The organism is Bulleidia sp. HCP3S3_C9 (assembly GCF_052064035.1).
Lineage (GTDB): Bacteria > Bacillota_I > Bacilli_A > Erysipelotrichales > Erysipelotrichaceae > Bulleidia.
On the sequence record NZ_JBQHWJ010000023.1, the window covers coordinates 20,564 to 27,462 of the forward strand.

The 6,899-nt window shown below is 36.2% G+C and carries 5 protein-coding genes; all 5 read right to left on the minus strand.

All coding sequences use genetic code 11. The features are described 5' to 3' along the window. Positions 1 to 135: 135 nt before the first annotated feature. Complete coding sequence (locus ACTND6_RS05630) at positions 136 to 1,176, minus strand: ComEC/Rec2 family competence protein (protein ID WP_441022739.1); 1,041 nt, start codon at positions 1,174 to 1,176, stop codon at positions 136 to 138. A gap of 36 nt (positions 1,177 to 1,212) precedes the next feature. Next, the gene (gene mgtE, locus ACTND6_RS05635; protein ID WP_441022741.1) at positions 1,213 to 2,568 is read right to left on the minus strand and encodes a magnesium transporter; all 1,356 of its coding nucleotides are present in this window, start codon (positions 2,566 to 2,568) and stop codon (positions 1,213 to 1,215) included. Positions 2,569 to 2,740: 172 nt separating this feature from the next. Further along, on the minus strand, positions 2,741 to 3,907 hold the full coding sequence (locus ACTND6_RS05640; RefSeq protein ID WP_441022743.1) for an iron-containing alcohol dehydrogenase: 1,167 nt from the start codon (positions 3,905 to 3,907) through the stop codon (positions 2,741 to 2,743). A 64-nt stretch (positions 3,908 to 3,971) separates the two neighbouring features. Next, complete coding sequence (locus ACTND6_RS05645) at positions 3,972 to 5,840, minus strand: DNA/RNA helicase domain-containing protein (protein WP_441022745.1); 1,869 nt, start codon at positions 5,838 to 5,840, stop codon at positions 3,972 to 3,974. A gap of 538 nt (positions 5,841 to 6,378) precedes the next feature. Further along, positions 6,379 to 6,899, minus strand: a 521-nt coding sequence (locus tag ACTND6_RS05650) for a transposase (RefSeq protein ID WP_441045069.1), incomplete at its 5' end; no start/stop codon positions are given.

Sequence of the window (6,899 nt, forward strand, 5' to 3'; positions counted from 1 at the left end):
CTTCTTTGTTCATTTTCACTTTAACTTTTCAAAAGCAATTATTCTACTGTTAATATGACACAAAACTACGGTATTTTGACTTTTTTTAAAACTTCTTTCTCATAGCATAAAAAAAGATGCAATTTTGCATCCCATTTATGGATTACATTGTCCACAAGGCGTATAACCTTCTTGTATAATTTCATCTCTTGTTAAACTAGAGACTTCTTTATTATGTTCTGCCATTTCATTGACGCTTTCACAATCCATTGTATGAAATTTTTTGCTTCTCGTATTCAATACATAACCGCTTGTTACCTTTTGTGTTTCCTGTACCTGTGATTGTTTTTCTGTTTCAAAAGAAATATTCTTTCCATCCGTTCTGCACGTAATCGTACCTTGCTGATCCGTACGATAAATAGCACTACCAACCTCTTTTAATCCATCTAACGTTTCACTATGCGGATGTCCATACACATTATCTTTCCCACACGAAATCACAGTATAGGATGGCGATACTGCATGCAGCCATGCACTAGAAGCTGCATTATAGCTTCCGTGATGTCCTGCTTTCAATACATCTACATTCACTTCATCAAAATGATTATACAGAATCAGCTGTTCTTCCATCTGTTCTGCATCCCCTGTAAATAAAAATGAAACATCTTTATAATCCATACGCAAAACAATAGAATTATTATTTTCTTCATTGGGAAGAATATCTGTAGGACCTAGCACTTGCAGCGTTGCTTCTCCTAATGGAAATGTATCTCCATCATTTACTACATTGACCGCAACATCTTTTTCTTCTGCCTTGTTTAGAAATTTGTTATATGTTGTATTTTCACTTTCTGTATATGGAACGAGTATTTGCTTGCAGTCTGCTGCTTCTAAAGCTGCACTAAGCCCGCCAACATGATCAGCATGAGGATGTGTTGCGACAACATACGATAGTGTATCAATCCCTTTTTCTTTTAAAATCGAATAGATTTTCTGCGACTGGCTAGATAATCCACCATCAATCAGCATTGCTTCACCATCATCAACAATCAATGTTGAATCCCCTTGCCCAACATCAATAAAGTAAACTTCTAATCCATCACTGACTTCTTCATTTGCGTGATATTGTCTGTATCCTGCAGTTAAAAGCAATAGACTTCCAGCCAGCAAGCTAAATATATGTTTCTTTTTTTTCATTCCATTATTCTAACAAAAAAGAGAGGAATGTTCCTCTCATAAATGTAATATTGATGTTGCAATTGTAAAGTAGATCAAAAGTGATAAAGCATCAATGATCGTTGTAAGCATTGGAGAAGCCACAACAGCTGGGTCTAGACCTGTTTTAGAAACAATCAGAACTAAATTACTTGCGATAAATTTAGAAAAGAATACAGAGCATACAATTGTCAATGAAACAACTGCAGCAACTAAGATTCCAATCTGATCAAAGAATACACACTTCAAGAACACCGCAGAAGCCAATGTGATTCCACACATCACACCAACACGCAATTCTTTCCACACAACTTTCGCATAGTCTTTAAATGTAATTTCTTCTAGAGATAATCCACGCACAACTTCTACAGAAGCTTGCGATCCAGCATTACCACCTGTATCCATTAACATTGGGATATAGGCTGTTAATACAACATATTTGCTTAATGCAGATTCAAATGAAGTAATGATTCCGCCTGTAAAGGTTGCAGAAATCATCAACAGTAACAGCCATGGAATTCTCTTTTTCCATGTTTCAACAACAGTTGTTCTCAGATATGGCTTGTCATTTGGAATGATGGCATTCATCTTATCGATATCTTCTGTTGCTTCTCGTTCCATGATATCCATGATATCGTCAACCGTAATAATACCAACCATACGGTTTTCTTTATCTACAACCGGCAAAGCAGTAAAGTCATATTTTTTAAAGATCTGTGCAACGTGTTCCTGATCATCACCTGTTGTACAAGATACAACATCCTCATGCATGATATCAGAAATCAATTCCTCTTTAGAGCGAATGATAAGATATCTTAATGCAACCGTACCAATGAGTTTTCTCTTACCGTCTAAAACATAACAAACATTAACTGTTTCAGAATCTTTCCCTAATTGACGAACACGATTGATTGCATCACGCACTGTCATAGATGCTTTCAAGTCTACAAATTCAACGGTCATAATTGAACCAGCAGAATCTTCTGGATACTGCAGAAGATGATTAACATCTTTTCTAGTTTCACTAGAAGCATATGCTAGAATTCTTTTAACGACATTCGCAGGCATTTCTTCCAGTAAGTCAGTCGCATCATCTGCGTACATATTATCGATGATAACACCAGCTTCATGATCACTTAATTGTGTAATGATATATTGTTGAGAATCATCTTCTAATTGTGAAAAAACATCTGCAGCTAATTCCTTTGGGAATAAACGGAAGATCTTCAGCATATCTTCATCTTCCATTAGCTGTAGAATCACAGCAAGGTCACTTTCGTTCATATCCTGTGCCATTGCCCGTAAAGCAACAAATTTTTTCTCTCTTAAAAAGCCTCTGAAAACTTCGAGGTCTTTCTCGTAATTTTTTTCCATATATAGTTCCTCCAAAGATGATTATGATTGTGATGTAACGGAACATCGTCTGTTGTATTCGCATATATCGGACTACATTGACTCATAAAACCACCTCCTTCAAAACCTCTAAAACAAATAATAACTGCCTCAGATTGAAAGTCAAGAAAAAAGGTGATGCTTCACCACCTTTTTACAAACAATTTTTATAAATATTCACAATGTCTTCTACAGTAAGAGGAACATATGCATTTGCTAAACGATCATTACGATTTGCATGCTTTGCCATTTCCTCAAAATACTCATCAGTAATATTCAATTCAGTTAATGTAGAAGGAATACCACAATCTTTGAAGAACTGTTCTAGAGCATCAATAGAATGCTGAATCAGTGCATCTTCATCTTCACCATCCAGGCCCATAACATTTTTCGCAAACTTCACAAATCTTTCTTTGCATGCAGGATCCTTCTCAACAATATAACGCATCCATCTAGGTGTTAAAATTGCAAGACCAACACCATGTGTGATGTCATAATATGCACTCAATTCATGTTCCATTGCATGACAAGGCCAACCAGTAGATGCTTTGCCATATTCAGGAATACCAGAACATGCAATGGAAGAATCTGCCATCAAATTTGCACGTGCAGAATAATTATCTGGTTCTTTCAATGCAATTGGTAAATTCTTCATAACAGACTTCAATACTGTTTCTGCAATTCCATCTGCCAGATCACTATCCATTGTTTCAGAAAAATAACCTTCAAAAATATGAGACATAATATCTGCAGAACCTGCAGCTGTCTGATATTGAGAAACTGAATATGTATATGTTGGATCACAGATCGATACACTAGGGAATGTATATGTATTTCCTAATTTTTCTTTTGTTTCCAGATTAGAAATAACTGCACCATCATCATATTCACTTCCCGTAGCACTTAATGTCAATACATCTACCAAAGGCAAAGCTTTTCTATGGCCTTCATGTGTTTTTGCCATTTGCCATAAATCCCCTTCATAGTAAGCACCACAGCAGATTGCTTTCGCACAATCGATTGTACTGCCGCCACCAACTGCTAACACAACATCAATATGATGTTCTTTACATAAAGAAGCACCTTTTTCTACAGAAGTTATTCTAGGGTTTGGTTCAATGCCACTGCATTCAACAACGTTATACCCGCCATTATTTAAGATTTCCATAACAGTGTCATACAATCCACTTCTTTTAATGGATCCGCCACCATACGCAAGCAATACATTCTTGCCAAATGACTTTAAAGCTTCATCTAAGTGAGAAATTGATCCCTTTCCAAAATAAATCTTTGTTGGAATATCATGAGTAAAATTCAACATATAAACACCTCTATCTTTCAAACAGAATTCTAGCACACCAAAAATAAAGACAGTAGCAATTTGCTTACTGTCTCTGGATTTTCTGTTTTAAGTAATTCCGCAGATTTTGATCTGTACAATAGATATAACAGCCTTTCATGCCTCTTGTCATTAATGTACGATATGTATTCTTAATGATTTCATCCGCTTTTTCTTCAGCTTTGCAATGGTCTTGCTTATCTAGTTTTTTGATACCTTTTATTGACTGGTCTGTTTTTGCGCGTTTTGAAACATCCGTAACAATATGATGATTCTCATAGCGCATATCATCCCCGATAATCAATCCAACATAATCAAATTCCAATCCTTGCGATGTATGAATGCAGCCAATCTCATCAATCGACGTCTCGTCTAATGCAAAGATAGAGTTTCCAAGATTCCAGGACATTTCAAAGTCACCAATTTTAATATCGTGCACTTTCGAATTATTCTTGCCATCTCTAATCCAATCCCAGCAATATCCCGCAAGCATTCTAGATCGATGATTGATTTTATTCTTTTCAATAATCAATTCTCTAACTTCTAAAGGAGAATCTAAAACACGAATATCATAGTCAATATCTTCCAGGTTATAATTGGCTGTTGGCTGGATTTCTAATGTATTATCTACCCATGCAAGATAACCATCTGAACCATTACAGCGAAATTGTGATAACAGCTTTAACTGTGTAATTTCACTGCTTTCAACCTTTGCCCATTTCTTGATTTCATCCACACTTCCAATATCGCTCATCGTGACACGCTGACTTTCATCAATGAAGAAAACAGAGCATTTACTAGAATGAATGACTTCTTTAATCTGATTTTCCCCCATATTTTGAAACATACCAGACTTTTCATTCATACGATGCGCTTCATCCACTAAAATTGTATCCACATAGTTATTCTCAATTTCTGTATAGGAACCTGTAGAACGGAACATGATATCAACTCTGCTCTTTTTAAAGTTACCTTTTAATTTTTGAGAATACACTTGTCTAGGTGCACTGTTTTTTGATGCATATTGTGCAAACTGTCCTCTTTTTGTCAGTTCAGCAAGCAGATTGATTGCGACAACAGACTTTCCCGTTCCTGGTCCGCCTTCAACAATAATTGTTCTTTTTTTCATGTCTGCTTTACTTTTACATGCCAATTGCAGAATATTTTCATAAACGACTTTCTGATCATCAATCATGATAAATTCACGATTTCCTTTCAGCATGTTAGAGATAGCATTCTGCAGACTCTTGCTTGGACGAATTTTTCCATGATCAATCTCATACAGAATCTTTTTATCATCACCTTTTTGAATAAAGCGATGAATAAATTCTCTCAGCTTCAATGCATCCCTTTCACAGAACACAGGTGCTTCTTCTATATAGTCCTTATATTGTTCATCCAAAATAGGATCATTTTCTTTTAAAGCATAATTATGAAGATATGCACAAGGAGACAAAACAATATTCTGATCCTGTACTGTTTTATTGTAGTCACGTATTAACGTAGCATATGACCATACCTGGTAGCATGGATGCACGACTTCTCTTAATCCGCCACCTGTATATGTTTCTACAAGTGCGTCTTTTCCATCCACTTTTTTCAATTCATCCCATTGTTTCAATTCAATAATCACCGCATTTGATTGATTATCTGCATCATATCCAGAAACAATAAAATCAACACGCTTTGAAGTCTGGGGAACATTATATTCAATTGCAATTCCAGCATGATCTGGAATCGATGTATCCGCTAAAACCATATACATACGGCTCAATGAATTCTTCCATGAATCAAATTCAGATTTTGGTGTTGTTCTACCCATCTTTTCAAAAATACGCTGTCGAACTTCTTCCGCAATTGTTCCATTCATTACACTATTCAAAAATTCACTCTTGATTCCATCATATACGATCATTACAAAAAACCTCCCTAATAAGTCAAATGTTATTTAGCTTATTTAAGCCATTTTTTAGTACTTATTTTGATATAAGCCAATAGGTTATGGATATTTCTTGCATCGATGTGCTGAATTATAACGATTTTCATGTATTACACGCACTTTTAAAACAAAACGTCACGTTTCATTTATAAATGGCCTTTGTGTAATGCCCTCATCGTTATGGGTGTGCACCTCCCGTGTCTACCAGGATCACTCTTATTTAAGAGGCCCTAACTTCCTTCGTCCCACATATCCATAACCTGGGTGCCGATTAAGCTCAACTGCAGGATCGTTGCCCTATGGTTAAAATATCTATCGGCTACCGGCTCATACTTTGTCGTTTATCTTTGAATTTGCATCCTTGATGTATGGTATCGCATTTTCAGCGGACGTTCATACCATACTCTCCAGTGCTTTTCCATCTATGTTTTTTGGTCATAGACAGATTGAGATGTCCGATATTTATCAGTCACCTGAATCTGTCTACGACTTTTTACTGCTCTGTTACTTGTTCCTATGCGTGTACTATGTCCTGTGTCATCTTTGTTCCATCATAGCTGACTCCATCTGTCAGTATCTTATAGAATATGCGGATCATCTTACATGCCACTGCTACAACTGACTGTATTCCCTTCAGTGGATTATTTGTTCGTGTTGTGTAATACGCGTGTATCTGTCTGAACTCTGCGTTCTTCGCAATTACAGACAGCGCTGTCTGGTACAGTACCCAACGAAGTCTTTTTCTTCCTCTATAGCTGATTCTCTTCTCTCCCTGATGCTTACAGGACTCATTTGTCACTATTGCATATCCTGCAAGTTTCTGTATTTCTTTAGGGTTATCAAATCTACTTATTTCTCCGACTTCAGAAAGAAATGTTAATACCGTGGCTTTACCAACGCCCTTGATTTCAAACAATTTGTCTACATTCTTGATTTTTGGCAGAATTTCATCTGCCTTCTTCTCAATCTCATCCAGTCTTTCCTGATAACGATCTAGATCTTCCTTGATTGACTTGAATTCAATTCTGGCTATTG